The sequence below is a fragment of the Streptomyces sp. DvalAA-14 genome, assembly GCF_900091855.1.
GTDB lineage: Bacteria > Actinomycetota > Actinomycetes > Streptomycetales > Streptomycetaceae > Actinacidiphila.
Genome location: NZ_FMCH01000451.1, coordinates 1 through 1,175 on the forward strand (window position 1 = coordinate 1; position 1,175 = coordinate 1,175).

General features: G+C 67.7%; 1 protein-coding gene. It reads right to left on the reverse strand.

The window, feature by feature from the left end:
* Window positions 1-39: 39 nt before the first annotated feature.
* Window positions 40-1,173: a HoxN/HupN/NixA family nickel/cobalt transporter gene (locus GA0115240_RS23950; RefSeq protein ID WP_176725158.1), complete on the reverse strand. Its 1,134-nt coding sequence runs from the start codon at window positions 1,171-1,173 to the stop codon at window positions 40-42.
* Window positions 1,174-1,175 lie beyond the last annotated feature (2 nt).

Here is a 1,175-nt window from a genome sequence, read left to right on the forward strand (position 1 = left end):
GCCGGGCGCCGCCGCGGTCCCGCGGGTGATCCCGGCGGGTCACTCCCGCTGTTCGGCCGTGCGCAGCCCGGCGGACCACTTCTCCTCGATGTTGCCGAACTTCCAGATCGCCACCGCGACCGCCCAGGTGACGAAGAACAGCCCGACGATGACGTAGCCGACGATGTTCAGGTCCAGGCCGCCCACCCAGTCCCAGAACGCGCCGTGCAGCTTGGCCTTGTCGGCCACCAGGCCGAGGAGTTCCACGGTGCCGATGATCAGGGCCACGGCCACCGACAGGCCGGTGATGGTCAGGTTGTAGTAGACCTTGCGGACCGGCTTGGAAAAGGCCCACTCGTAGGCGAAGTTCATGAAGGAACCGTCGATGGTGTCCAGCAGCGACATGCCGGCGGCGAACAGCACCGGCAGACACAGGATGGCGTACCACGGCAGCCCCGACGCGGCGCCCGAACCGGCCAGCACCAGCAGCGCGATCTCGGTGGCGGTGTCGAAGCCGAGACCGAACAGCAGGCCCAGCGGATACATCTGCCACGGCTTGGTGATCGACTTCATCACCCGGCCGAGCAGCCGGTTCATGAAGCCGCGGTTGTTCAGGTGCTCCTCCAGCGCGGCCTCGTCGAAGTCGCCCTCGCGCATCTGCCGGAAGACCTTCCAGATCCCGGCCAGGATCAGCAGGTTGATGAAGGCGATGAGGTACAGGAACGCGCCCGAGACGGTGGTCCCGATCCAGCCGGTCACGCTGTGCAGTTGCGAGCCGTCGTCCTGCACCGGGTGCGCCAGCGACTTGACGCCCAGCGAGAGCAGCAGGGCCAGTCCGAAGACGATGCTGGAGTGCCCGAGGGAGAACCAGAAACCCACCGACAGCGGGCGCTTGCCCTCACCCATCAGCTTGCGCGTGGTGTTGTCGATCGCGGCGATGTGGTCCGCGTCGAAGGCGTGCCGCATGCCGAGGGTGTAGGCGGTGACGCCGATGCCGATGCCGAAGGACTTGGTGCCCAGGCTGTAGTGCGTCGGGGCGACGACGGCCACCAGGATGAACCACCCGATGACGTGCAGCGCGATGACGAACGCGGCCATCCCGCCGAGCCGCGTCCACTCCGCCCGGCTCATCGAGCCGGCGATCCGGCGCCAGCGGGACGCGGCGACAACCGGCATCTCGGTGGTGGTGGTCATGG

Bases quoted from the DNA above. Each gene is read 5' to 3' on its own strand.
- GA0115240_RS23950 (WP_176725158.1), bottom strand. From the start codon at position 1,173: ATGACCACCACCACCGAGATGCCGGTTGTCGCCGCGTCCCGCTGGCGC.